This window comes from Hyphomicrobium sp. GJ21 (genome assembly GCF_001006785.1).
GTDB lineage: Bacteria > Pseudomonadota > Alphaproteobacteria > Rhizobiales > Hyphomicrobiaceae > Hyphomicrobium_B.
Genome location: NZ_CDHO01000002.1, coordinates 1 through 25,004 on the forward strand (window position 1 = coordinate 1; position 25,004 = coordinate 25,004).

At 60.6% G+C, this 25,004-nt stretch carries 26 protein-coding genes and 1 tRNA gene; 13 read left to right on the forward strand and 14 right to left on the reverse strand.

Going from position 1 to position 25,004, the window contains the following annotated elements; translation table 11 throughout:
- Window positions 1-536: 536 nt before the first annotated feature.
- A complete protein-coding gene (locus HYPGJ_RS03005) occupies window positions 537-1,157 on the forward strand; it encodes a hypothetical protein (protein ID WP_046845858.1) in 621 nt (206 codons plus the stop codon).
- A gap of 52 nt (window positions 1,158-1,209) precedes the next feature.
- Here HYPGJ_RS03005 and HYPGJ_RS03010 read toward each other — a convergent pair whose 3' ends face one another.
- Window positions 1,210-1,605: a GFA family protein gene (locus HYPGJ_RS03010; protein WP_046845859.1), complete on the reverse strand. Its 396-nt coding sequence runs from the start codon at window positions 1,603-1,605 to the stop codon at window positions 1,210-1,212.
- 778 nt (window positions 1,606-2,383) lie between these two features.
- Window positions 2,384-2,752, reverse strand: coding sequence for a YkgJ family cysteine cluster protein (locus tag HYPGJ_RS03015; protein ID WP_046845860.1), 369 nt, complete (start codon window positions 2,750-2,752; stop codon window positions 2,384-2,386).
- A 372-nt stretch (window positions 2,753-3,124) separates the two neighbouring features.
- On the opposite strand from HYPGJ_RS03015, the gene HYPGJ_RS03020 reads away from it, so the two are divergent.
- The gene (locus tag HYPGJ_RS03020) at window positions 3,125-3,640 is read left to right on the forward strand and encodes a single-stranded DNA-binding protein (protein ID WP_046845861.1); all 516 of its coding nucleotides are present in this window, start codon (window positions 3,125-3,127) and stop codon (window positions 3,638-3,640) included.
- Between the two features lie 204 nt (window positions 3,641-3,844).
- On the opposite strand, the gene HYPGJ_RS03025 is transcribed toward HYPGJ_RS03020, so the two are convergent.
- The 3 genes from HYPGJ_RS03025 to HYPGJ_RS03035 all read right to left on the reverse strand — a co-directional run bounded on the left by HYPGJ_RS03025 (window position 3,845) and on the right by HYPGJ_RS03035 (window position 6,254).
- A complete protein-coding gene (locus tag HYPGJ_RS03025; protein ID WP_244465994.1) occupies window positions 3,845-4,804 on the reverse strand; it encodes a cation diffusion facilitator family transporter in 960 nt (319 codons plus the stop codon).
- 339 nt (window positions 4,805-5,143) lie between these two features.
- Entirely contained in the window at window positions 5,144-5,515 is a 372-nt protein-coding gene (locus HYPGJ_RS03030; protein WP_046845862.1) for a c-type cytochrome, read from the reverse strand.
- 136 nt (window positions 5,516-5,651) lie between these two features.
- Complete coding sequence (locus HYPGJ_RS03035; RefSeq protein WP_052750835.1) at window positions 5,652-6,254, reverse strand: PRC-barrel domain-containing protein; 603 nt, start codon at window positions 6,252-6,254, stop codon at window positions 5,652-5,654.
- A 323-nt stretch (window positions 6,255-6,577) separates the two neighbouring features.
- On the opposite strand from HYPGJ_RS03035, the gene gyrA reads away from it, so the two are divergent.
- The gene (gene gyrA / locus HYPGJ_RS03040; RefSeq protein ID WP_046845863.1) at window positions 6,578-9,325 is read left to right on the forward strand and encodes a DNA gyrase subunit A; all 2,748 of its coding nucleotides are present in this window, start codon (window positions 6,578-6,580) and stop codon (window positions 9,323-9,325) included.
- On the opposite strand, the gene HYPGJ_RS03045 is transcribed toward gyrA, so the two are convergent.
- Window positions 9,315-10,046 carry a Crp/Fnr family transcriptional regulator gene (locus tag HYPGJ_RS03045; protein ID WP_046845864.1) on the reverse strand — a complete coding sequence of 244 codons (732 nt, stop codon included), beginning with the start codon at window positions 10,044-10,046 and terminating at the stop codon, window positions 9,315-9,317. The genes gyrA and HYPGJ_RS03045 overlap by 11 nt on opposite strands.
- Window positions 10,047-10,304: 258 nt before the next feature.
- Between HYPGJ_RS03045 and HYPGJ_RS03050 the strand changes: the two genes are divergently transcribed.
- The 9 genes from HYPGJ_RS03050 to tgt all read left to right on the forward strand — a co-directional run bounded on the left by HYPGJ_RS03050 (window position 10,305) and on the right by tgt (window position 17,148).
- Window positions 10,305-10,985 (forward strand): OmpW family outer membrane protein, encoded by a 681-nt coding sequence (locus HYPGJ_RS03050; protein ID WP_046846659.1) that lies wholly within the window; start codon window positions 10,305-10,307, stop codon window positions 10,983-10,985.
- Window positions 10,986-11,188: 203 nt separating this feature from the next.
- Window positions 11,189-12,268 carry a phosphatase PAP2 family protein gene (locus HYPGJ_RS03055; RefSeq protein ID WP_046845865.1) on the forward strand — a complete coding sequence of 360 codons (1,080 nt, stop codon included), beginning with the start codon at window positions 11,189-11,191 and terminating at the stop codon, window positions 12,266-12,268.
- A 31-nt stretch (window positions 12,269-12,299) separates the two neighbouring features.
- The gene (coaD, locus tag HYPGJ_RS03060; RefSeq protein WP_013216132.1) at window positions 12,300-12,803 is read left to right on the forward strand and encodes a pantetheine-phosphate adenylyltransferase; all 504 of its coding nucleotides are present in this window, start codon (window positions 12,300-12,302) and stop codon (window positions 12,801-12,803) included.
- 19 nt (window positions 12,804-12,822) lie between these two features.
- Window positions 12,823-13,215, forward strand: a complete 393-nt coding sequence (locus HYPGJ_RS03065) for an MGMT family protein (RefSeq protein WP_046845866.1) — start codon at window positions 12,823-12,825, stop codon at window positions 13,213-13,215.
- 162 nt (window positions 13,216-13,377) lie between these two features.
- On the forward strand, window positions 13,378-13,917 hold the full coding sequence (locus HYPGJ_RS03070) for a peptidylprolyl isomerase (protein ID WP_046845867.1): 540 nt from the start codon (window positions 13,378-13,380) through the stop codon (window positions 13,915-13,917).
- Between the two features lie 72 nt (window positions 13,918-13,989).
- A complete protein-coding gene (locus HYPGJ_RS03075) occupies window positions 13,990-14,466 on the forward strand; it encodes a peptidylprolyl isomerase (protein WP_046845868.1) in 477 nt (158 codons plus the stop codon).
- Window positions 14,466-14,873: a DUF423 domain-containing protein gene (locus tag HYPGJ_RS03080; protein WP_046845869.1), complete on the forward strand. Its 408-nt coding sequence runs from the start codon at window positions 14,466-14,468 to the stop codon at window positions 14,871-14,873. Before HYPGJ_RS03075 ends, HYPGJ_RS03080 begins: the two co-directional genes overlap by 1 nt.
- A gap of 10 nt (window positions 14,874-14,883) precedes the next feature.
- Window positions 14,884-15,996, forward strand: a complete 1,113-nt coding sequence (gene queA / locus HYPGJ_RS03085) for a tRNA preQ1(34) S-adenosylmethionine ribosyltransferase-isomerase QueA (protein WP_046845870.1) — start codon at window positions 14,884-14,886, stop codon at window positions 15,994-15,996.
- A gap of 3 nt (window positions 15,997-15,999) precedes the next feature.
- Window positions 16,000-17,148, forward strand: a complete 1,149-nt coding sequence (gene tgt / locus HYPGJ_RS03090) for a tRNA guanosine(34) transglycosylase Tgt (RefSeq protein WP_046845871.1) — start codon at window positions 16,000-16,002, stop codon at window positions 17,146-17,148.
- Here the strand turns inward: tgt and HYPGJ_RS03095 are convergent.
- Window positions 17,123-18,028: a DMT family transporter gene (locus HYPGJ_RS03095; protein ID WP_046845872.1), complete on the reverse strand. Its 906-nt coding sequence runs from the start codon at window positions 18,026-18,028 to the stop codon at window positions 17,123-17,125. The genes tgt and HYPGJ_RS03095 overlap by 26 nt on opposite strands.
- Window positions 18,029-18,376: 348 nt before the next feature.
- On the opposite strand from HYPGJ_RS03095, the gene HYPGJ_RS03100 reads away from it, so the two are divergent.
- A tRNA-Lys gene (locus tag HYPGJ_RS03100) sits at window positions 18,377-18,451 on the forward strand.
- Window positions 18,452-18,589: 138 nt separating this feature from the next.
- On the opposite strand, the gene HYPGJ_RS03105 is transcribed toward HYPGJ_RS03100, so the two are convergent.
- The 7 genes from HYPGJ_RS03105 to HYPGJ_RS03140 all read right to left on the reverse strand — a co-directional run bounded on the left by HYPGJ_RS03105 (window position 18,590) and on the right by HYPGJ_RS03140 (window position 24,729).
- Complete coding sequence (locus HYPGJ_RS03105) at window positions 18,590-19,903, reverse strand: Mur ligase family protein (RefSeq protein ID WP_046845873.1); 1,314 nt, start codon at window positions 19,901-19,903, stop codon at window positions 18,590-18,592.
- Between the two features lie 258 nt (window positions 19,904-20,161).
- Complete coding sequence (locus HYPGJ_RS03110; RefSeq protein ID WP_348270890.1) at window positions 20,162-20,803, reverse strand: glutathione binding-like protein; 642 nt, start codon at window positions 20,801-20,803, stop codon at window positions 20,162-20,164.
- Between the two features lie 85 nt (window positions 20,804-20,888).
- Window positions 20,889-21,095 (reverse strand): hypothetical protein, encoded by a 207-nt coding sequence (locus HYPGJ_RS03115; protein WP_143440478.1) that lies wholly within the window; start codon window positions 21,093-21,095, stop codon window positions 20,889-20,891.
- Between the two features lie 434 nt (window positions 21,096-21,529).
- A complete protein-coding gene (locus HYPGJ_RS03120) occupies window positions 21,530-22,315 on the reverse strand; it encodes a DUF1236 domain-containing protein (RefSeq protein WP_046846661.1) in 786 nt (261 codons plus the stop codon).
- Window positions 22,316-22,779: 464 nt separating this feature from the next.
- Window positions 22,780-23,445 (reverse strand): DUF2076 domain-containing protein, encoded by a 666-nt coding sequence (locus HYPGJ_RS03130; RefSeq protein WP_046845876.1) that lies wholly within the window; start codon window positions 23,443-23,445, stop codon window positions 22,780-22,782.
- A 376-nt stretch (window positions 23,446-23,821) separates the two neighbouring features.
- Window positions 23,822-24,163 carry a hypothetical protein gene (locus HYPGJ_RS03135; protein WP_244465995.1) on the reverse strand — a complete coding sequence of 114 codons (342 nt, stop codon included), beginning with the start codon at window positions 24,161-24,163 and terminating at the stop codon, window positions 23,822-23,824.
- Between the two features lie 86 nt (window positions 24,164-24,249).
- A complete protein-coding gene (locus HYPGJ_RS03140) occupies window positions 24,250-24,729 on the reverse strand; it encodes a hypothetical protein (protein ID WP_046845878.1) in 480 nt (159 codons plus the stop codon).
- Window positions 24,730-25,004 lie beyond the last annotated feature (275 nt).

The window sequence follows — 25,004 nt, forward strand, 5'->3', positions numbered from 1 at the left end:
GGAGACCCCTGCAGGCAAATCCCCTCTCCCCGTCCTTCACGGGGAGAGGGTTAGGGTGAGGGGCAGCTTAAGGCACCGCCGGTTGCATGCGGGTTTCGCGACGCAACAAGGCAGAGCGAACCGCCGCTAATTCCCCTCCCCCTTGCGGGGAGGGGGGCAGGGGTGGGGGTAACGCGCCAGGCGTTATGCGTTGGAACGACCGCGACTCCTTCCGCCGCCCCGGACGGCTGCCTTTACGCGCTACCCGCGAATTTTCGCCAACAGTTCGCCTGGTCCTCCACCCCACCCCCAACCCCTCCCCGTGAAGGGGAGGGGAGAAGAATAGTGCGTCGAGCGGCAGCGCGCAGTCTGTGGGAATGCGGACACGAACTGCAAATTCCAAGCGGAGAGGGACGCGATCCACACCCACCATCACGAACGGTGTTCGCTCCGACACCCGTTCACACGGCTGTCAGCAAAACGACGCCATTCAGCCTTGACGCCATCCTATGGGTTTCGGAAACTTTTGCGGGCTTGTTATCAATGAGGGCACTGGAATGAGCGACGCTCCGTCTCTGCTGAACATTTCGCACCCCGCGCATCCGGTGAACCGCACGCTGACGCTCGTCAAGCTGCTGGTGCTTGCCGTTTCGGTCGCGGCCGCCGTCCCGACGGCGCGCAATCTCTACTTCTCCTGGAAGAACGACGTGCCGTTCAACCAGGTCGATCATCGTCTCGCACAGGCGGCGCTGCTGGAGAAGAATTTCGGCTGCAAGATCGATTATCGCGCGCTCGTTACGCAGGGCTCCGCGCGCGTCGAGGTCGGAAGCTGCCCGAAGACCGGTGACATCTCGATCCGTGTCAACGGACCTCGCGGCCAGGTCAATTACGAATGGATCGCATTCGATCGCCTGCCGAAGCCGTTGACCTCGCACACCGCGAGCTTGCTCGACCTGATCGTGCCGCAAGCACTCGCAGCGGAGACTGCGGGCGACGATCAGCAGCCGTTTGAGGTGGCGCAAGACATGTCGGTTCTTTGCCAGGCAAAATCCGGCGACAACATCGTCCGCGTCGTACAGTCGGGCGGACAATGCGTGCGTGAAACGGTGTCGATTTTCCGCGGCTCTGTCGAGAAGAGCGAAAACGTGCCGTGCGATAAAGCGTGCCCGATCAAGTAGCGTAGCGATAGCGCACGGCGGCGCGCGATTTGAATTCGCCTCGCCGTGCGCGTCACCATTCGTCCTTCTGCGGAAGACCGTCACTCAGCTCGTAATAGTCTGACTTCGACGCAATGAAGATGTGCTCGCTGATTTTGAGGCCGGTCGGCTTATCGAGCGTGCCTGCGGTGATGTAGATATCGCTGCTTCCGGTTTGCTTCCAAAACAGATTGCCGCCGCAACGATTGCAGAAACCGCGCTCGACGGCTTCTGACGATCGAAACCAGCGCAGTGTTTCGTCGGAAAAAATTTTCAAATTCTCGCGCGGACAAGATGTCATTGCTGCGAAGTTTCCGCTTGTTTTCGCACATTGCGAGCAATGACACGCAAGCACCGGACTGAGCGTGCCGACAACTTCGAAAATCACGCCCCTGCAAAGGCAACTGCCAGTCGTATGCAATTCGCTCATCGAATGCTCGCGTTTCGAACGTTGTCTATTTTCAGTTCCGGAAAGTTAAATGCGCCGCATACGCACGATGTGCGAACGTTAAATATTTTTGATCGCAATCACGCATATGACGTCTTGACGACACCGCATTTGAGGCACAGATTTAAGTGGTGACGGTGCTGCTGTCGCCAATGATCGCAAAGGCATCTCGGCCGATGGGGTCGATGAGCAGCGTTCGTGATGGCGAGTTGTTCGGCGCACGTGGTTTGTAATGTCCCGTGCGCCGGATGAAAAAGGCGGTAAGCGTGACACGGCGAAACAATCGAGGAGGGAGATGACTCCACCGGATCATTTAACGGGACCTCGAGGATTGACGTTCACGAGGTCAGCAGCTTGACGGGCGCTCTCGAGACTTTGGCCGCGCTCATGACAGCTGTCACGTTCACAATTTGGATCTATCGCACGAGGGCGGCTGCCGTGAAGGTGAGCCAGAGCCTCGCTTCAAAAGCCCGGTTTTAGTCTGGGCACACCATCGAAGGTAAAAACGAACCCCGCGCGCATCCGAGGATGCGGCGGGGTTTAATTTTGGGTGATGCCGGTTGAACTGGCCGAAGTGAGATGCATGAGGCTCTGAGCGCGGTCACTTTGAAAAATCTTCTCGCGCGTCGACGCACGAGCGACCGGGAACGTCACCGCGACGGCTGATATTCGCTGACGGTCCAGAAATTACCCTCTGGATCTCCAGCGGGTCAGAGCGCGAACTCGACGAAGCGCAGTCCCGTCAGCGCAAAACCGAAACTCAATCCTTGTGATTGGTGATGGCGACGAACGTGTCGTCGTCCTGGCAGCGGCGCTCGTGCATCAGGAAGTCATAGTAGCCGCAGCGCCCGTGGCCCGGATACTCACGGCAAGCGCGCGGGCGCCCGTGATAAATCGTGCAGCGGCGCTCTTTCGTATCGAAGAACTGGCAGATGCGGCCGTAATGCTTGTCGCCCTTGCGGCGCATCAAATATTTGTGCCCGTGGCCTTCGCGCGTGTAGCGCTTCTTGGCCGTATTGAACGTCACCTTGAAATATTTCGCGAGGCGCTCCACGTCGCGTTTGTTGAGCGCGATGACCGGATACGAGCAGCAATATCCCGGGCATTTCAGACAATTATAGTAAGCCATCTGCGGCTTTGGTGCTCCGGTGGTGCGCGGCAGCCGCGCGTGAGAAACAAACCATCGCCTTAGACCATGGCATCCGCCAGTCAAGCGCCACCAGGGCGACCGCCGTCACTCGGTTCGGATTTCCCTTGCGCTGTTGCAGCTGCCTCCCTATATTAGAACATAAAGAGAACATGATCGGCATGGAAAGCGTGGACAACGGCAAATGATCTGAGGAAGCCCGAAGCCCTAGCCTCTAATGTCGGTTGGAGATTCTGCGGTGCTGCCGCCGATACAACTAAGATGCCGCCGCGTTCATGTCAGATCAGTCCGAGATGAACCGGCCGATGACGCAATCCGCGTCTGAAGTTCAAACATGTTTCAAGGAGACTGCGAATGGCAGGTTCGGTCAATAAGGTCATTCTCGTCGGCAACGTCGGCAAGGACCCCGAAATTCGCCGCACGCAGGACGGGCGTCCGATCGCCAACCTTAGCCTGGCGACGAGCGAGACGTGGCGCGACAAGCAGACGGGCGAGCGCAAGGAAAAGACCGAGTGGCATCGCGTCGTCATTTTTAGCGAGCCGCTGTGCAAGGTCGTCGAGCAGTACGTGAAGAAGGGCTCGAAGCTTTACATCGAAGGCGCGCTACAGACGCGCAAATGGACCGATCAATCGGGCGCCGAGAAATACTCGACCGAAGTCGTGCTGCAGGGATTCAACGGCACGCTGACGATGCTCGATGGCGCATCCGGCGGACGTGGTTCTTCCGTTGGCATGCAGGAAAGCGGACCTGATTACGGGAACGACGGCGGCTTTGGCTCAAGCGAGCCGCGCCGGGTGTCATCGAAGTCCGGCGGCGGCGGCTCCAAAGGCGGCTTCGACAAAGCCCTCGACGACGAAATTCCATTTTAGTTTGCGCTTGTGCAATAGCGCGCTTGGCGGCCGGCTCGCGGAACGCGAGTCGCCAAGCGCCAAATAAAGATAAGGCCGGGGATCCAGCACCAGACTCGTCGCAGACACAAAATCGAACCTTCGGCACATTTTATGCTGGAGTCTCGAACGGCCTTCGCAGGCTTGGCCGTTCGAGAATGACGAATGTGGTGCAATCACCTCGTTTTAATGCAGCGTCACCGATGCGGGCTTGAATGTCTCCTCCGACTGCCCTTCGATGAACAGGTGGCGCACTTCTGGAAATCGCGATTTGATCGCAGCCTGCAAACGCCCCGTCGCGTCTTCCACCGTTCGCGCGCTGATGCCGTCCTGAAAATCGACGCTTGCCGTGACAAGCACGTCGTGCGGGCCGAGATGCATCGTGCGAAGATCGTTGATCTTGCGAATAGGCTTTCCTGCACCAATCTCGCCGGTCACGATCTCGCGAATGCCCGCTTGCACGACGCGTGACGCCGCCTCGCCGACGATCAACGATTTGATCTCGATCGACATGAACGCCGCGACGCCCGCAAGCAGCAGACCGATCAGGATCGACGCGACGCCATCGGCTTTGTCGAAACCGCCGAGATGCGCGACGAGCGTGCCGAGGAGAGCGATCGTCAGGCCGAGCATCGCAGCCATGTCTTCAAGCACGATCGCGAACAGGCTCGGGTCTTTCGAGCGGCGCAACGCTTCGACGAATCCGTGCCGCGCCTCCGGCCGCGCATTGAACTCGCGCACCGCTTTGAAGAGTGAGTAACCCTCCAGAGCCATCGCCACGGCGAGGACCGCGTAAAGAACTTCCACGTTCTGCAACGGGTGCGGATCGAGGATTTTCAGCACGCCTTCGTAGATGGCCACGCCCGCGCCGAGCGAGAACAGAACCATCGCGACGATGAAGCTCCAGAAGTAGATTTCCTTGCCGTAGCCGAACGGATGCTGCTCGTCCGCCGGGAGCTTGGCGCGCGCAATGCCGAACAGGAGCAATCCCTGATTGGCCGTATCGACGAGCGAGTGAATGGCTTCCGAAAGCATCGCGGACGACAACGTCCAGGCCGCCGCGACGAACTTCGCGGCCGCAATTCCGAAGTTGCACCCCAGTGCAATCAGAACGACTGATCTCGAACCGCCCGACGCCACGCTCACCCTCCGTACTTCTGGGCGGCCATGCGTAGCCGAAACGGCCGGGAGGCGTCTACTGCCAAAGCTTGGCTGAATTAACGTCCCGGTGCCGTCGTAGCCCACTATCAAAAATGGCGACGCACCTGGACCCGGCCGCCTGCTTTGCCGAAGTCCTGCCCACTTCACGTCATGGCCGCGGAGGCGGCCATCCACGCGACGAGAGGCGATTGCGAGCACACGCAAGTCAGTTCAGTGAAAGCCGCTACCAGGCGACGACATGAGCTACACGAACGCCTTCGCGGACATAGCTCAATTATGGGCGCTAAGCGCGGCGGAGACCGCCAATCGGCAGCGCTCCCCCCGTCACTTCGACTTCAAAAACTCGATGATCTGCTTGCGTGTGGCGGCGTCGGTAATGCCGTTGAACGGCTTCATGTTGTTGTTCTGCACGACGCTGTCCGGGCTCGCGATGAACTTGTCGAGTGTCGCCTCGTCCCAGGTCAGGTTCGCCTGCTTCATCGACTGCGAATAGGCGAAGCCTTCGACCGCGCCGGATTTTCGCCCGACGACTTTGTGCAGGTTTGGTCCGAGCCGGTTATCGCCTTCCTTCCACGAGTGACAGGTACGGCAATTGTTATTGAACAGCTGTTCGCCGGACGTTTGGTCGGCCGCGAATGCAGCTTGCGAGAATGCCGCTGAAAGAACCAGCGCGGCGGCAATCAAAACCATATGCATTTGGCGTTTCCTTCATCGACTGCATCCGCCGCACGGTTGCGGTAATGCTGGATGAAAGAAAAACGCAAAAAACCCCGGTGCCGTTCCGCACCGGGGTAAACGTGGAGACCACAACGATAATTCGTGTGTATGCGCGTCAGTTCTTGGGAGCTTCGGCCGGAGTTTGAGCTGGCTGCGCGGCCTCCTTCGCCTTGGCGAGCGCGTCCTGAGCCTCCTGCTTGGCCTTCTCGAGCGCCGGGCCAGCCTTTTCCTTCGCCGACTCGTAGGCTTCCTTCGCGGCCTCTTTTGCTTTCTCGTAAGCGGGGCCGGACTTGTCGCGAATTTCTTCGCCCTTCTCGGCGGCGCGCTGCAGCCAGCCCTTCGGCGGATTGGCGCGCTTATACGCCGGAGCGGCGGTCAGCGCTTCCTTCGTCGCTGTCGGCAACGTGATGACGATGCCTTTCTCCGCCGCTTCGATGTTGAGCGACGGCAGGCTGACAGCCACCTTCTTCTCGCCGACGCCAAGAAGCCCGCCGACGCCGATGATCGCGCCGATGACTTTGTTGTCGCCGTCGACGATGAGATCTTCGATATCGCCGATCACCTTGCCGTCGCCGTTATGGACGTTGACGCCGATGAGGCGGTCCTTCGCGAGATATTCCGTCGACTTTTGCTCGGTGAGGAAGACGTCGTCGGCGAGCGCCGGAAGCGTTCCGGCGGATAGCGTGAGGAAGGCGAGAGCGAAGAGTCTTGGGCTCATTGAGAGTTCCTTTTCAAGTGATGCGCGGGGCTCGTCGGCGCCGCGCCGCCGGTTCGATCGGGACCCACGAAAATCCCGAATCTGCACGGTTGAGCAAATAGTCTCGGACTGTGTCGGGATGAAGTCACCAACACACCGCGCCGCGTGCAAGGAGCATCCAATAACATATTGAATTTGAAGGTGATTTTTTCCAATGAGTTTTCGCGTCACGTCGCCGCGCCGATAGCTTTCCGGCGCGCTTTCCGATATGGTATCCAGCATTATCCCGCGCCAGCCGAACGTCCGCGCTGCAGCCGCGATCTGCCTCCAAGAAAGTTGAGACTTTGACCGACAATAGCGACGACGAAAGACCGGCTGGCCGCGAGCCGAGCGACATCCGCCCCGTCTCCATTTCAGACGAGATGAAGAAGTCGTACCTCGACTACGCGATGAGCGTCATCATCTCGCGCGCGTTGCCCGATGTCCGCGACGGTCTGAAGCCGGTGCACCGCCGCATCCTGTTCGCGATGAACGAGCTCGGGCTCGACTGGAACAAGAAGTATGTCAAGTCGGCGCGCATCGTCGGCGAAGTGATGGGCAAGTATCACCCGCACGGCAACCTCGCGATCTACGACGCGCTCGTGCGTCTCGCGCAGGATTTCTCGATGCGCGTGCCGCTCGTCGATGGGCAGGGCAACTTCGGCTCGATCGACGGCGACCCTCCGGCGGCCGAACGCTACACGGAATCGCGTCTCGCCAAGGTCGCGAGCTTCCTGCTCGACGATCTCGACAACGATACGGTCGACTATCGCGACAACTACGACGGCACCATTCAGGAGCCGTCGGTTCTGCCCGCCAAATTTCCAAACCTGCTCGTCAACGGTGCAGGCGGCATCGCGGTCGGCATGGCGACGAACATTCCGCCGCACAACCTCGGCGAGGTCATCGACGCCTGCATCGCCGACCTCGACAATCCCGAGATCGGCATCGACGAGCTTTCGCAGATCATCCAGGGTCCGGATTTCCCGACGGCCGGACTCATTCTCGGCCGCGGCGGCATTCTCTCAGCCTATCACAAGGGCCGCGGCTCGATCATCATGCGCGCCCGCGTGACCGTCGAGCACATCCGCAAGGATCGCGAAGCCCTCGTCGTCACCGAAATTCCCTATCAGGTGAACAAGCGCTCGCTGATCGAAAAGATCGCCGATCTCGTGCGCGACAAGAAGATCGAAGGCATCTCCGATCTCTGGGATGAATCGAACCGCGAAGGCATTCGCATCGTCATCGAGCTGAAGCGTGATGCGGTCGCCGATGTCGTTCTGAATAACCTCTACAAGTATTCCGACCTGCAGACGACGTTCGGCGCCAACATGCTGGCGATCAACGGCGGCCGTCCGGAAAGCCTGACGCTGAAGGATTTTATCTCGGCCTTCACGAGCTTCCGGCAGGACGTCGTCACGCGTCGCATCAAGCACCTGCTGAACAAGGCGCGCGATCGCGCTCACGTGTTGGTCGGCTTGGCGATCGCCGTCGCCAACATCGACGAGGTAATCAAGCTCATCCGCTTTTCCGCCTCGCCCGCCGAAGCCAAAGAGCAGCTGATGGCGCGCGACTGGCCGGCAAAGGATATGGTGCCGCTGATCGAGCTGATTGCCGATCCGCGCCACAAGGTGTCGGCGACTGGAACCTACCGGCTTTCGGAAGAGCAGGCGAAGGCCATCCTCGAACTGCGTCTTGCCCGCCTGACGGCTCTCGGCCGTGACGAGATCGCGGACGAGTTGAACAAAATCGCCAATGAAATCCGCGAATATCTCGCAATTCTCGCCTCGCGCGCCCGCGTCGTCGATATCGTCAAGGGCGAGCTGCAGGCGATCAAGGACGAGTTCGCGACTCCGCGCAAAACCGAAATCGTCGACATCGAAGGCGAGGTCGAAGACGAGGATCTCATCCAGCGCGAGGATTGCGTCGTCACCGTCAGCCACAAGGGCTACATCAAGCGCGTGCCGCTCGCGACCTATCGCGCACAGCGTCGTGGCGGCAAGGGCCGCTCCGGCATGTCGACGCGCGACGAGGATTTCGTCACGCAGCTGTTCGTGACGTCGACGCATACGCCGGTGCTGTTCTTCTCGTCACGCGGCATGTGCTATCGCATGAAAGTCTGGCGCTTGCCGCCGGCGTCGCCGCAGTCGCCCGGCAAAGCGCTCGTCAACCTGCTGCCGCTCGCGCAGGACGAGGTCATCACGTCGATCCTGCCGCTGCCGGAGGATTCCTCGACCTGGAGCGAGCTTGAGCTGATCTTCGCGACACGCTCCGGCAATGTCCGGCGCAACGCGCTCGCCGACTTCGAGAGCATCAATCGCAACGGCAAGATCGCGATGAAGCTCGACGAAGGCGACAGCATCGTGCAGGTCGGGATCGCCAAGCCCGATCAGGATGTGCTGCTGACCAGCGCCGACGGACAGTGCGTCCGCTTCCTCATCAGCGATGAAATCCGCCTGTTCAAGGGGCGAGACTCGACCGGCGTTCGCGGCATCCGGCTCGGCGACGGCGACGAAGTCATCTCGATGGCCATCCTCGATCACTTCGAGGCGTCCGCCGAAGAACGCGCCGCCTACCTGAAACAGGCGAGCGCTCTGCGTCGCTCGGAAGAAACCGAAGACGCCGAACCCGTCGCGGAGGCCGACGCCGAGGAAGTCAGCGCCGAGGCGGTGACGCTCAGCCCCGAACGCTTCGCCGCGATGCAGGCGGGCGAGCAATTCGTACTGACCGTTTCGAGCAAGGGCTTCGGCAAACGATCGTCGTCGTTCGAGTTCCGCACGTCGGGTCGCGGCGGCAAGGGCATCGTCGCGATGGTCGTCAACGATCGCAACGGCCGTTTGCTCGCGTCCTTCCCGATCGACGAGAAAGACCAGATCATGCTCGTCACCGACGGTGGACAGCTGATCCGTTGCCCCGTGGACGGCGTCCGCATCGCCGGACGCAACACCCAGGGCGTGCGCATCTTCAAGACGGAAGCCGAGGAAAAGGTCGTTTCCGTCGAGCGCATCACCGAGGACGAGACGGACGAGGGCAGCGAAGGCGTCAGCCCATAAGCAGGGGCTTGCCTGCGCCGTGCAGCCGGATGATCGCTTCGCTGAGCGGGCACTTCGCAACGAGTGCCCGCCAGTTGCGGATCGAGACTTGAAACCGGCCGCGGCGCTCGATGATCCCGTCGCTGACGAGCGACGACAGGATACGTGAAACCGTATCGGGATTGAGCGCGAGATAATCGGCGATGTTGTAGCGTGTCAGCGGGAGATCGAACGAGATCGCGCCGCCCGCCTGCATGCCGATATGCGCCCCGATCTCGACGAGGACCGCCGCGATCCGCTCCTCCGAATTCAAGCCGGACATGGCCGCGATGTGCAGTTGGGCGCGCGCGTTCTGCACCTGCGGCAGTAGGAAAAGGGCTTTGCGAAGCTGCGGGTTCTGCTCGGCTTCTTCTGCGAGCGCCGTCATGGTCAGCTTCCAGAATTCCGAAGGCCGCTGCGTCGTCAGCGTTAGCTCGGGCAGCGGCGCCTGTAGCTCAGGGATCAGAACGTCGCCCTCATAAAGAAGCGACGTGACGGCGTGGATGTCGGTTTGCGCCGTAGTCTCGATGCAGACGACGCCACGGGCGACGATATAGACGAAGCCCGATCCGAGCGCGCTGACCGCATAGCGATGGCCGAGCCGCACGAGCTGAGCACGCTTTTGCAGAGGCGCGAGGATGTTCGCACGGTCGCCTGACAGCATGCGGTCGATGATTTTCGCTGCGGTTTCATAAGACGACATAGTGCAGGGCTCGCAGCGATCGACCTCGTTAGACGTTTCTTATCGACCGGTCGCCTCCGCATGATTTTGATTGAAATCAACAAAATTCGTGGCGTGAGCGTCACATGCGAAATTATCGCGTCCGTCGTCTGATCTCCGTCAGAAGTCGGCGCGGCAGCATCGTAGGCACGTTGCTGCGCTGCATCGATAACGCTTCTCAGACCGGCGAGTCGCGCGCGATTCGCGGTGGGGACTGAGAAGCAAATGGGGGTTTGGAAAATGCAGAAAGAAGCAATCGGCGTGCTTCTTGCGCTTGGGTTATCGACGATCGCTGCGCCAGCATATGCTGGCAATTATAGCGGAGACACGCTGGTGCGCGTACAAGGCACCGTCGTCGTTCCGGACTCGAGCGCGAAGGTCAATATCGATCCGAACGCCAGTGCCGACGTCAGCACGGAAGTTCTTCCGACTCTGACGTTGACGCACTTCTTTACCAAGAACATCGCGGCGGAGTTGTTCTGCTGCTTCGCGCGTTTCGAAGCGGAAGGTAAGGGATCGCTGCACGGCATGGATCTCGGAAGCTTCTGGACCTTCCCCCCGATCGTAACGCTGCAATATCATTTCGATCCGGTCGGCGGCTTTAAGCCGTACCTCGGCGCGGGCGTGCAATACATCCACTATTTCGACGGCGGCAAAAGCGATCTCGGCGGCGCCAAAATCAAGCTCGATGACTCATGGGGCTTCGCGCTGCAGGCTGGCGTCGACGTGGAACTCGGCCAGGGCTGGTACTTCAACGCCGACATCAAAAAGGTCTGGCTCGATACCGACGTTTCCTGGAAGGGCACCGGCGTCAAGGCGGACGTGACGGTCGACCCGCTCATCGTCTCCGTCGGCCTCGGCTATCGATTCAATCTCGCCGACATTTTGGGATCGCGTTCCGAGTATGTGCCGCTGAAATAGAACGCGCGCGCGACACGCGAGTCTTTATCTGAGAGGCCCGGCGACAACCGGGCCTCTTTTTGTTTGTGCGATCCGGAGAGCCGAGCGCGTTTAGAATTCTGAAATGATTGAATTTTATCGGATCGGCAAATTCCTCGCCAGCCTTAACGCGCCTTTCAGCCTTCTCTGGCAGAACACACCGGTCGAGTAGTGGGGCCGTCCCGATGAGTATTGCGTCGTTCGCGATTTTGCCGAAACCGATGTGGGAGGTCGCGTGGGTGTACCTGCGCGCCGGCATTCCCGAGCTTTGGAAGCGTTCGACGCGCCTCGCCTGGATCGTCATGGCAGCCTGCGCGGTGCTGCTCATAGTCCTGTCGGTCTCGATGGGCTTTCATTACGCGCCATATCTGCTCACAGCCCAGCTCGTCATTCTGCTCGCGATCGCCGCGGCGTTGACTGGCGCCGGCTGGCTTCGTCCGGCCCTGATCATGGAAATGGCCGCGATCCTGACGGCGACATTCCTTGTTGTGCCGCCGCTGTGCTCCGTCCTCGCTGCCTTTGCGATGCCGCTGCAGGATTCGGCGTTGGCCGAAATCGATCGCCGCATGGGCGTCGACTGGGTTGCGATTGCGTTCTGGTTCCGCGACCACCCGCTGCTTTCACGCGTGTTGTGCGATGTCTACGCCAGCAACCTCTGGCAGCCCGTCGTGTTGATCGTTGCCTTGACTGCGACCGATCCCCAGCGTTTGCGCGTGATGATCACCGCGTCCGCCATCACGCTCGCCATCACGATGTTCGGATTTTTCCTATTCCCCGCGATGGGGCCGTATTGGCACTTCAATTTCACGCCCGCCGACTTTCCCGACGCGATCAACGTCATGCCTTGGGAGCAGCCGAAGTTCATCGAAGGCCTGCGCAACGGTTCGCGCGAAATGGTGTTCAGCGGCATCGTCGAGTTTCCGAGCTATCACGCGGCGTCTGCCGTCCTGTTCGCAGTCGCCTGGCGTGGCGTGCCGGTCATCGGCGTGCTTGGCATCTTGCTGAACGTCATCATGTTCGTCTCGACCGTCCCGGTCGGCGGCCATTACCTCATCGACCTGTATGTCGGAGCAGCCGTCGCCCTGGTGAGCCTCGGACTCGCCAAGTGGTATTATCGTGCGACGGACCGCATTCCCCCGCTCGAAACTTGGATCCGCACCCGCGACGGCCGCCGGTTCCTGGCGGCGTTGAGAAAACGCCCGATTGTCTCGGCGCTCATCAAGCGGACGCTTAAGACCTCCTCTAAAGAAGCGGCGACGGCTTGATCTCGGATCGGTTGCGCCCTTACAAGCGATCATGATCCGCATCGGCTTCTATTCCGGCTCCTTCGACCCCGTGACCCTCGGGCACACCGACGTCATCCGTCGGGCCGCGGGCCTGCTCGATCGATTGGTCATCGGTATCGGCGTCAATCCCGGCAAGTCGCCGATGTTCACGACCGACGATCGCATCGCAATGTTGCAGGATGAAGTCCGGCCCATCGTGCGCGATACGAAAACGAAAATCGAGGTCGTGACGTTTTCCGGCCTCGCCGTCGATGCCGCGAAGGCCAACCGCGCGACCGTGATCGTGCGCGGCCTGCGCGACGGCACGGATTTCGACTACGAAATGCAAATGGCGGGCATGAACGGCGAGATGGCGCCGGATATTCAGACCGTTTACGTCGCGGCGTCGCCGCACGTGCGCCACATCGCAGCCAACCTCGTGCGCGCGGTCGTCTCGATGGGCGGCGATCCTTCGCCGTTCGTCTCCAAGGACGTTTTGAAACGGCTGAAGGCCAAGGCTGCCAAATCCAAGTAACGTCACGACGGACAACGCCATGTCGAAAAGAGCCGATCTGCTGACGCTCGTCCGTGCCGTTCCGATCGGCCGCGTTACGACGTTCGACGTGCTGGCGCAAAAGATCGGCGAGCCCTTGGCGCTCGTTCAGTCGCTGATTGCGCATTTGTCCGAAGACGAGCGCGAGTTCGTGCCTTGGCATCGCGTCGTCGCGAAGGGCGGTGCGATCGGGCGTGGTCCGCATCGCGATCAGCAATTCGCCCGCCTCGTGCGCGAGGGCGTCCAGGTTCTGCCGGCGGGCATCGTTCACGACATGCCGCGATTTCTCGTGACGTTCGACGGCGCGCCGCAGGACACGCGTAAACCTGTCGAACCCGAGCCACAGCCCGCAGCGCCGCTGAGCCGCTCGCGCGGCATGAAATCCCATCGCTAGCGACGGTCCGGCCCGCCGAAATCCCTGTGCAAGCGCCGCAGCCCTGTCCAAGGGTTGCGATCAGGCCGTCAAATCGCCATAAGGGCGGCAACACTGCCGGCCGCAACGACAGAGCGGCTCCGCCCGCCTCTGGAAAACCTCCAAGACATCATGAGGAGCGCCATGACCCGCTATCTATTTCTTGCCCTCGCGTCCGTATTCGCGATGACGTGTCTCGCCGGAACGTCTGCGCGCGCCGCAGGCGACGATCTCGTCATTGAGCTGAAGACCGGCAAGGTCGTCATCAAGCTCCGGCCCGATCTCGCGCCGAAGCACGTCGAGCGCGTCAAGACGCTCGCCAGCGAAGGTTTCTACAACGGCCTTAAGTGGCATCGCGTGATCGATGGCTTCATGGCCCAGACCGGCGATCCGACCGGCACCGGCATGAGCGGCTCGAAGCTGCCCGATCTTCCCGCCGAATTTTCGCAGGAGCCGTACAAGCGCGGCTCGGTCGGCGCGGCGCGCACGCAGGACCCGAACTCCGCCAATAGCCAGTTCTTCATCTGCTTCAACGACAGCGGCTGCGCAGGTCTGACGGGCCAGTACACCATTTGGGGACAGGTCGTCTCGGGCATGGAGAACGTCGACAAGATCAAGCGCGGCGAGCCGGGCTCCGGCACCGTCGAGGATCCCGATACGATGGTCAAAGTTTACGTCCAGTAGCAAAACTCCCTTTCCCCATTCCTCCGCGCTTGGATTGGGGAGAGAGAACGAAATCATGAAAGGAGCCCACAAGTGGCCGACTACAAAGACCCCGAGAACACGCTGCTGATCGAAACCAGCAAGGGTCCGGTCGTGATCGAGCTTCGTCCCGATCTCGCGCCGAAGCATGTCGAGCGCATCAAGACGCTGGCGCGCGAAGGCTTCTATGACGGCATCGTGTTCCATCGCGTCATCGACGGCTTCATGGCGCAGACCGGTTGCCCGCAAGGCCGTGGCACCGGCAGCTCGAAACTTCCGAACCTGCCCGCCGAGTTCAACGCCGAACCGCACATTCGCGGCGTCTGCTCGATGGCGCGCGCACAGAATCCGAACTCGGCGAACAGCCAGTTCTTCATCGTGTTCGACGACGCACGCTTCCTCGACAAGCAGTACACTGTCTGGGGCAAGGTGATCTCGGGCATGGAAAACGTCGACAAGATCAACAAGGGCGAGCCGCCTGCGAGCCCGGACAAAATGATCACCGTCCGCGTCGCTTCGGATGCAGCGTAATGGCTGACTCTTGTGACACGACCAAGGGCGCGCTTTGCGGCGCGCCTTTTCTCATTCTCGCCTGGGCAGGATTGGCCGGCGCTGCGGGCGTCGCACTCGCCGCCGCCGCTTCGCACAAATACCCGAGTGCGTCGCTGGCCACCGCCGCGACCATGCTGACGCTGCATGCCGCCGGAGCCGTCGCCCTGATCGCCGTGGCGTCGCGCACCGCGCGCTCATGCCTTTGGCAGGCCGTCGCCGCCTTGATGCTCGCGGGAGCTTCGATATTCTCCGGCCAAATCGCGTATCACACGATCTTCGATGACGCGTCGTTCCAGATGCTTACGCCGATTGGCGGTACGCTGATGATCGTAAGCTGGCTCGTCGTCACGCTGCTTGCGCTCGTGGGAGCATGGCGTAGAGGCTGACACGAACGCGATGCGCACCGACCTTTTCGACTTCGAATTGCCCGATAGCGCCATCGCGCTGCGTCCCGCCGAGCCGCGGGATTCGGCGCGCCTGCTGGTCGTGCATCCGGTAAAGGGCGGTTGCGCGCGCGACGATGCCGATCTTTCCGACAAGACGGTTCGCGATCTGCCGGGCTTGCTCAATCCGGGCGACGCGCTCGTCTTCAACGACACGCGCGTCATTCCGGCGGCGCTCTCGGGCGTGCGTACGCGCGGCGACGTGCAGGCGAAGGTCGATTTCAATCTGACGAAGCAGGTCGGAGACAGTTCCTGGCGCGCCTTCGCACGTCCCGCGAAACGTCTCGAGGTCGGCGATCGCGTACATTTCGGCCACTCGGGCGAAAGCTGCTTTCTCGGCGCGCTCGACGCGACCGTTTCGGCGAAAGGCGAGGCGGGAGAAGTCGAACTGGCGTTCGACTATGCGGGCAGCGTGCTTGACGATGCGATCCGCGCGGTCGGCGTGATGCCGTTGCCGCCTTACATCGCGTTGAAGCGCGGCGCCGATGATCGCGACCGCCAGAGCTATCAAACTGTCTACGCGAAGAATGACGGCGCCGTTGCCGCGCCGACAGCCGGGCTGCACTTTACGCCCGAGCTGTTCGCCGCCCTCGAGGCGCGCGGCATCTCTCGCCATTTCGTGACGCTGCACGTTGGGCCAGGCACATTCCTTCCCGTGAAGGCTGACGACACCAGCGAGCACAAGATGCACAGCGAGTGGGGCGAGATCTCCGCCGAAACCGCCGCCGCGCTCAACGAAACGCGCGCACGCGGTGGCCGCATCGTCGCCGTCGGCACGACATCGCTGCGCGTTCTTGAAAGCGCCGCGGGCGACGACGGACGCATTCCGGTCTGGTCGGGCGACACGTCGATCTTCATCACGCCGGGTTATCGCTTCAAAGCGATCGACGCGCTGATGACCAACTTCCACCTGCCGCGCTCGACTCTGTTCATGCTCGTCGCGGCCTTCTCCGGCCTCGGCACCATGCGCGCCGCCTACGGCCACGCCATTCACTCTGGCTATCGCTTTTATTCCTACGGCGACGCCAGCCTGCTATTCCCACCGAATGCAGAGCCTAGCACTTGACCGATGACAGAACACTTCGCCTTCCATCTCAAGACGACAGACGGCCTTGCGCGTCTCGGCGAGATCACGACGTCGCGTGGTGTCATTCGCACGCCGGCCTTCATGCCGGTCGGAACGGTTGCGACGGTCAAGGCGCTCTATCCCGATCAGGTGCGCGACGCCGGTGCCGACATCCTCCTCGGCAACACCTATCATCTGATGCTGCGTCCCGGCGCGGAACGCATCGCGCGCCTCGGCGGGCTGCACAAATTCATGCGCTGGGATGGACCGATCCTGACCGACTCGGGCGGCTTCCAGGTGATGAGCCTCGGCAAGATTCGCAAAATCACGGAAGAGGGTGTCGCGTTCCAATCGCATCTCGACGGCTCGCGTCACATGCTGTCGCCCGAGCGCTCGATCGAAATCCAGTGCCTGCTCGGCGCTGACATTCAGATGCAGTTCGACGAATGCATCGAGTTGCCCGCCGAGCGCCGCGAGGTCGAGCGCGCGATGGAATTATCGTTGCGCTGGGCCGAACGCTCGAAGCGCGCCTTCGAGGCGCAACGTGCCGCTGGCGGCGCGCATGCGGGGCAGGCGCTGTTCGGAATCGTGCAGGGCGGCACCGACGCCGAACTCCGCGGCCGTTCCGCGGCAGCGCTCGTCGATATGGAATTCCCGGGCTACGCCGTCGGCGGTCTCGCGGTCGGCGAAGGCCACGAGGCGATGATCGCGACGCTTGGGCAAACGCTGCCAGCGCTTCCGACCGACAAGCCGCGCTATCTGATGGGCGTCGGCACGCCGCTCGACCTGATCGAGTCCGTCCGTCTCGGCGTGGATATGTTCGACTGCGTGATGCCGACGCGAAATGGCCGTCACGGATACGCATTCACGTGGAACGGCGCGCTCAACATGCGCAACGCCAAGTTCGCCGAGGACATGAGCCCGCTCGACGAACTGAGCTCATGCCCGGCCGCGCGCGACTATTCGAAGGCCTACGTGCATCATCTCATCAAGTCCGGTGAATTTCTCGGCGCCATGATCCTGTCGTGGGTCAACACCGTTTTTTACCAGGACCTGATGGCGGCGATGCGGGACGCGATCGCGCACGGCCGCTTCGCCGAATGGGCCGACGAAACGAAGGCGCGGATCACGAAGCGGCCTGCTGCTCCATAGCGGCATCCTTGCTCTCGCGATGCGCGATGCGTTCGCGATGCACGAGATAGATGCCCGACGCGATGACGACGCTAGACCCGATCAGCGACCAGCGATCCGGCGTGTCGCCAAACACCAAGTACTCTAGCCCGATCATACTCATCAGCTGGAAGTACAGGAACGGCGAGACGGATGACGCAGGCGCGAGCGCATAGGCGTGGATCAGAAGATAATGCCCGAGCCCGCCGAGCGCGCCGGTCGCGAGCAGCAGCAGCCAATCGAACGCCGTCGCCGGCCACACCCATTCCGGAATGGCGAAAAATCCGCCCGCAACCACCCCGACGAGCAGCGCATAGAAAAGCGTGACGAGCGGCGTATCGACACCCGCGAGTTTGCGCGTCACGATCATGAACAGCGCATAAGCCGTCATCGACACGAGCGATGCCAGAAATGCCGGATGAAATTCGACGATGCCCGGCCTGACGACGATCAGAACGCCGATAAATCCGGATACGATTGCAAGCGCGCGGTGCCATCCGACGTATTCGCCGAGTAGCGGGCCGGCGAGCGCTGCCACGAGAAGCGGCGCCAGAAAGGCAATCGAGATCGTCTGGTCGAGACGCAGGTATTGGATGGCGAGAAAATTGAACGCCGTCGTCGCCACCATGAATAGCGAGCGCAAAAGCTGTAACCCGGGGCGCTTGGTTTTGAACCATCCCGGAACCGAGCGCGGCCCGAAGATGATCACCATCAGCAGAGCCTGACCGAGGAAGCGGGCCCAGACGATTTCCGACGTCGGGATGCCCTGGTAGCTGCCGAGGTATTTCGCGGTCGCATCGAGGCACGAGAACAGCGAAACAGCCGTGCACATCAGAAGAACGGCTTTGAGGCGGTCAGGCATGGCGGCGCCGTAATTGAAACGGGATGTTTCCGAGCCGAGTCCTATGGCGCCCTGCCGATGCGGGAACCTCGAAGCACTCACACGTGGAAACGATGTTCGAGTGTCTAAGCGGAACTGCGTGCTGATACTGCGACCATATCGCCGCAGAACACGAGACCGCTGGCGTCTAGGGCGTCGCTGCAACGCTTCCGCCCGCGGATTCGGTCAGAGCAGCTGTCAAATGTCGGGCTCAGGTGCGTAAATCTGTCCGGAAAGCCTCACCATGCGGGCCACACGCAGCGATCTTTACACAACGCGCGCGCCGACACTTGCGCTCCGGCGAAAAGGCAGGTAACCGGACCCCTTCGGGGGCCCGTAGCTCAGCGGTAGAGCATCTGACTTTTAATCAGAGGGTCGTTGGTTCGATCCCAACCGGGCTCACCATGTCTTTCAAGGCGTTCGCGGATTTCGGCTGAGGCCGAAATTCGTCGGGTGCGATCCCGGTGCGAACCGGCGCAGCGATCACGCCGGATTCTCTCGACGTCGTGGCGCAGCCCATCTGCCTGCAGCACGATTTCGCGATTACGCGAACGAGCTCAGCCAGGATTTGATCTTTCTCGAACGCTGCCGTTGCTCACGGTATCGGCGCTGACCTCCGTGCTCGAAGAACGGTCTGTCATAGAGGCCGCATTCTTCGCATGGAGCCTTGCGGCCGCACTCGTCAGGCCAGCAACGAACCTCCGAGATGCGGTCGAGCAGAATCCGTTCCAAGTGCAAATTCTTCGCGGACTTCACGAGGATGACCTCGTCTTTGACCGCCGTTTCTCTGAGATGAGCAGCAAGAGCTTCCACTTTGGCGAAGGCGCGGAACTTACCGCTGTCGATGTCTGCTTGCGGCGCCCGCGCCTTATGCGCCCACGGCCCGACGAAGCAGACTTCATCCGCCACCTGGACGGCGGCAGCGTAGGCATCTCTATACTTCTTTGTGGCGTTACCTGCGTAATCGCTGATCTGCCCCAGGATGAAACGCTTCTTGGGCGCGGTGATCGAACTCAGCGTCTCCAACGGCAGGAAAATGCTGTGATAGGGAGCCTTGACGCAATCGAGAATTATTCGCGTGCCATCCGGAGTCGTGTGCGGGCTCATGCGTCCGTGAATGGGCGCGAACGAGGCGATTCTGGCGCGAACGGTTTCCGCGGGGACGCCGAGTTCGAGTGCAGATGTCGCGGCTGCTGCGATCGTCAGCCAGTTGTGCGCACCGAGAAGCTGGGTTTCGAGATCAACGGTGTGGCCCCCGCCCGTCAGCGTCAGCAAGAGTACTCCGCATACGTCCATCCGAATGTTCGTCGCGAGATAATCGCCGCCCGTCGTGCCGAAAGTGATCGAACGCGCCCGCGTGCGATCCGCCATGGCCCGGACGTGCGGATCATCGAAGTTGAGGACGACAAGGCCGTCGTCGGGAACGGCTTCGACCAGTGCCGATTTCTCCTGTGCCACGGCCTCGATGGATTTGAGCGTGGCATAGTGCTCGATGGCGACGAGCGTGATGATGGCGAGATCCGGCTTCAGCAGTTTTGCCGCTTGGGGGATATGCCCCGGCTTTTTCGTTCCCTGCTCGATGACGGAGTAGCGGGTGTCAGAGCGTAGATTGAGCAACGCGTCGATGGCGTGCCCGTATCCGTTGCAAAGAAACTGCGAGGTGACTTTGGAATGGCCCGCGAGAATATGCGAAAGCAAAGCAACAGTCGTTGTCTTGGCGCTGCTTCCGGTGACCGCGATGATGGTTGCTGATGTTCTTTGGCGCTTGATCTTCGCGATCGTCTCTCGCGTCCGGAGCTTGATCGTATGCTCAAATGTTTTGTAGTTGCGCGCTAACTGGCCGGCTCCGCCAAACATCGAGCGCCTCCAAAATAAATAAAAGAATGAGATTGAAAGAAATCAGCAGTCATAAAACGTCGCGCGATTATAGCGATCGCATCTCATCGAGAAAGTTACGGCAAGCGGCTCGCTGTGGATAATGAATTTCCGACGTGCAAGCACACAACCTGCCCGATCAGTGCCGGGAAAGTTTCCACATGTAAAAGAGATCTGAACAGCGATCACGTTCGCACGGCGCAAAGGTTGTACGCTGATCATATCGCGGAACGTCTCGCCTCAGGCAGCGAGGCCTTCGTGCTTCAATGCAAGATGAACCGTCGGTCGCGCTTTCATCGCTTCCGCCAGTTTTCTTAACGTGTCGGGCACTTTGACGCCGTTTTTCTCTGCCCATAGCAGCATGACGAAAAGATAGGCATCGGCGACCGTCATGTTGTCTCCGAAAAGATAAGTGTCGGACGTCTGCTTGTGCTTGGCGAGAAACTCGAGACGCTTCGCTATCGCGTCCTTTGCCGCTTGTTTTTCCTCGGCAGTGGAACTGGCGCTGAACAGCGGCTTGAAGGATTTGTGAATTTCGCTCGAGATAAACGCCAGCATTTCGAGCAGGCGATACCGTCCGTATTCGCCCGGCGCGGCGAGCGTTGAATGGCGATCCGCAATCTTCGTCAAAATGGCGACGTTTTCCGTAAGCACGTCGCCATTGTCGAACTGTAAGGCCGGGACATAGCCCTTCGGATTGATATCCTTGAACGAACGTCCGTCCTCGAGTGTATGCGTTTTGAGATCGACTTTCGCGAGATCGAATTTTTCACCCGCCTCATGCAATGCGATGTGGCTGGCCAGGCTGCACGCGCCCGGCGAATAGTAGAGTATCAGCATGATGAGGCTCCGTTGTTTCAGGATGAGCGCAACGTAATTCACGAGCCGCCGCGAAGTGCCGAGGCTGCGCTTTGGAGATATGAATTGCGTTAGAAATTATAAGTGAACCGCGTCGATTTTCTGTCGATCATTGTTCGGAACGTTTTGAGCGCTCGCCCGTTTTTCTGTCCCCAACCATGGAGACTATCAAATGGGTAATGACCAGAAACAGGGCCACCAGCAGCAGGGTGGCGAGCAGCGTGGTGGTCAGCAGCAGCAGAGCCACGAACACGACAAGCAGCATGAGAAAGATCAGAAGAAGCAGCAGGGTGGCCAGGAAAATCGGCCCGGTCATCAACAAGGTTCCGAGCATCGGAACGACGAAAGAAAGCGCTAACGAAATCGGCACCCTGGCTCAATCGCCAGGGTGTTTTTCTATGATGTGACAAGCGCAAGCCGCAGCTTGCGGATCGTCGTCGGCGATACGTGAACTGATGAAAATCTTTTAATAATAATCGCTGTTTTTATAGCTTTTTAGGGTGGAACTAAATCGCTCACGCGCCTGTTGAGGATGTGAAGACCGGTGGTGTATCCCCCTGCACCAAAAGCCAGCGCCCCCCGGTTGGTGGTCTTCATCACGAAGAGGCTCAGTCTTCCCCCGGACTGGGCCTCTCCTCTTTCGCTTCCTCATCATTTACATTTGCTTGTTTAAGAGATGCCGAATTGCTCGCAAGCAAAAGGGCTCGCAGCAATGCCACGAGCCCTCGTTCTTAAAGTCGGTTGCTCAGTTTACGCCAGCACGATGATGTCGACGACTTCAAAAGTGTCGGGGTCGATAATAGCGATCCGATTGTCGTCGATCTGGATGTACTCATACTCGCGATATGCCGGTACGATTTCGATCACTGCAGGCGGCACTGGATACAAATGCACCGTGCGCGGTAGTCGCACGCCGACATTCACCGCTACGCCGAGATCGCGGACCGGCGCGACCCGATGACTGCTGAACGCCGAGCGGGCTCTGCTGCGCTGTTCAGTTGTGACGCTCGCGATCGATCCGCGATGTCCTTCTGCGCGACCTTCCGTGCCCTGACTTGTGCCGGTCGACGCGCCGCCGCGGTCTTCTCCGCGCGCCTCGTTACGCTTGCGGTCCCTATCTCCCGATGCATTTTTATTTCTCATATCGGAGTCACGGTCGCCTCGGGCGTTGCGGTCTGAACTTCTTTCAGATCGATCGGCGCGATTTCGCTGCATGTCGCGATCGGAGCGGCTTTCCGACTGCTTTCCAGTCTTATCTTTCTCGCGTCCGGGAGCGTATTCACGCGCGGACCCTTCTGATTTCAGGTTGCCGGGCGCTCGCTCATTGGCCGGACCGCTGCCTTTTTCATGTCCCGGCGCATAATTCGAGCCCGACGAGCCTTCGCTTGCGCCGGACGCTCCGCCCATACGCTCATGCGAGGATCTGTCTGACATACCCGCGCCAGCGCCGCCTTTGTCGGCGTTCGGCGCGCCCTGCGCAAACGCCATTGGCGCGCCGATCATCAACGCGGCAATTGCAATTGAGGACTTCAGCATTTTCGTCTCCTTGTGACGTACCACCAACCCGCAGTCGGGAGGGAAACCGGGAAACGTTTCTGCCTGTTCCTTCAATTGTTGTTACGCTGATCAAAGAAGCAACGTTCATGAGCTATTCAGAATGCGAACACGCTGTGGAGTGACTACTTTCGCAGCGGCTCTGCGTCCGGCTTTTGGGGATCGTCGGTTGGAATGGGTGCCGGCTGCGGCGGCTCCTTGGGTTCCGGCGGCAAGGGCGGCAACTGTCCAGGCTCTTGCGTCGGAAAAGGATTGGTCGGGGGATCGTGTTCGTTGCCCATTCTCGAAACTCCAGCTGTCGCTCGTCGTGTGACGCGCATCAGTCGCGTCTCGTGTTAAGCGCGCGGCTCAAGCTTGGAGTTCCGGCAGCGTGACCGCTAGCTGACACGACGCAATAGCCCGCTGGGGGGCGACCAGCGAGCTATCGCGCAAGTTAAACGGCGTTTTTAAACGTCCATGCTGCCGTCATCGTCGGACCAGTCGTCATCCTCCTCGTCCTGCATGTCGTCGAGCGCAGCATCGTCGGCAGCGAGATCTTTCCGCGCCTGATCGGCATCGTCTCGCGCGTCCTGTGCATCGTCCTGCGCGCGATCGAGCTTGGCCTGGGTTTCGTTGGCCGACGCCGAGCTGCCGCCGCCGAAAAGATTACGAATGCTCTCCGCGATGAACATGCCGCCTGCAACGCCGGTCGCTGTCGAAAGCGCAGTACCGAGAAAGCCGCCGGTGCGCGACGGCTGCGACGCCCACGGGCTTTCAGTGGCTCGTCCAGGATTGGGCGATGTTTCGGCATCCGCATACCGGCGGCCAGTCTGATAGCTGGGCTGCGCGCCTGTCTGCGGCACCGATGAACCGCCGAGAAAACTGGATGAACCACGCGACGCGCTGGCGCTGCGATCTTCGCTCGCGGCCTCAAGCTCCTTGATCCGTGCTTCGGCGCGATCCAGCGCCTGCTGCTGCACGAGCACGCTTTGGGTCAGATAATAGGGAGCGTCTGGAAAGCGAGACAGAATATCTCGAATAAGCTGTTCCGCATCCCGGTCCTTCGGCCCACTGCTTACGCTTCGCAAGCGGGCAAACAAATCCTCGATGAGACGTTGCTCCTGAGAATCCATGACGGGGGCTCCTTCGCCTTGTGCGCCACGCCGAAACCGCACGGCGACTGTTATGTAGGATGCAAAACGGCGGAGGAAATACCGCCGCGATTACATTTCGGTCAGACGACTCTTGTTTCGTTGAGTTCGTGAACCCGGTTGTCGAGCGAGCGCGCGGGGCTCGGCGCTGAATCGGCTTCAGGAAAGCTGACGCGAGATCGTGTGCACGACCGCCGCGCGAGAGTACGCCTGTCATACGGCAAAGAATGCCGGGACGCCTTCCGCTGTTCGGCCTAGGCCGCAGCGTCGCTCTTCTGTCGTTGGTTTGGGTCGCGCGTGAAAATCACCGACGGGGTGCCGCCGCTCGCATTCGTCAGCGGGCTGCGGAGGAAAGCGATTATTGTTGTGCGGTCTGCGCGCCGAGCGTCGCGATATTCTCGCCCGTATGATCGAGCGTTTCTGCGATGAGCGCGATCGGCGCTTTCGACGGAACGGAACGGCGAACGATTTGCGGAGCCGGCCGACGTACAACCCGGCGCTCTGGCGCAGCCGAGGCGATCTTCTTATCGGAGGGCTTCTTCTCTGACGGCTTCGGCATCGCGCGCGCCAGCCCGCCACCTAGGCCCATGTAGCCACTCATCCATGTCGTTTGAACGGCGACGGTTTCGTCGATCGTAAGGCTCTGAGCCGCGAGATCGCCCGGAATGACGGACGCCGTCGCAGCGAACACCCCAGTCACGACCAGAATTCGAGGAAAAGTCACGGTGGTCAGCCCGGTGCAAGAGACAGCTCCGGGAATTCAAGGTGCTTCGGGTAAACAAAAAGTTAATGCGCGGAGCGAACCGGGATACTGGGTTCCAGACCTGACGCATCGATCTTGCCCTTGCGATCCGGCGTCGGAAGAACCGGCGTCGGAGCTTTGGCGAGTTCCGCATCGATATCGACGACGGTGCAGCCGGAGACACGCATCGCATCACTGATGCTGTTGGCCTCGCGCCGCATCTCTGCGAGCTTTTGCGTCTTGGGCTGGTCGATGTAGGGCTTGCCTTGCATCAGATCGAAGACGCCCGCGAGCGTGTCTGGAACCGACTGCTCTTTCTCCATCGCGGTCTTCAGGCTCCTCATGTCGCTGATGCGCTTCGACAGGTAGCCGCTCATCTTGGTGCACGGATCGCCGGGTATGGCGGTCTGCGCTTTGTGCTTGGCGGAGCAGGGCGTGCTCAACATGCCGATGCTCGAAATCAGCATCGCGCCCAAGGCGGCTTGCAGACGAAACGAACGTCGCTTGAGCGGCAAGACTTTCATCCCGGTCGATCCTTTGTCGTCGTCTCGCCGCGAGCGATGTGCGGCGTCGATTTTTTACGCGATGGCCTGGCTCGAAATTGCGGCCACGCGATGAGGCGGAGCTGTGTCTTTAGTTCAAGAGCCAGAGTTGCCCGCACGCGGGCCCCGGATGCAAAGAAACCAAGGGTTTGCTGCGCGTTCTCACGGCCGACTGTCGCTTGAAAGTCACGCGTCCGCGCACCGCGACCGCATCCCGCTCGACACAATTAATATGTTATAATATACGAAACTGGATT